The 204-nt window shown below is 45.6% G+C and carries 1 tRNA gene; it reads right to left on the bottom strand.

What is annotated here, in order from left to right:
* Positions 1-117: 117 nt before the first annotated feature.
* Positions 118-193, bottom strand: a tRNA-Ala gene (locus DB48_RS03840).
* Positions 194-204 lie beyond the last annotated feature (11 nt).

Here is a 204-nt window from a genome sequence, read left to right as displayed (position 1 = left end):
GTTATTACTATCAGCTTTCCAAATTTTTAAAGAGCGGGCTTAAAAAAGCCAAAGATAAATTCTGCATTTATCTTTGGCATCTCTAACCTAAACTGCATGCTCTCAGCAAAGAGCAAATGGTGGAGCTATGCGGGATCGAACCGCAGACCTCCTGCGTGCAAGGCAGGCGCTCTCCCAGCTGAGCTATAGCCCCATTTACATGCA

The organism is Shewanella sp. cp20 (assembly GCF_000832025.1).
Taxonomy (GTDB): Bacteria; Pseudomonadota; Gammaproteobacteria; order Enterobacterales; family Shewanellaceae; genus Shewanella.
Note: the sequence above shows the minus strand (reverse complement) of the source record. Positions and strands in the feature narration are given on the sequence as shown.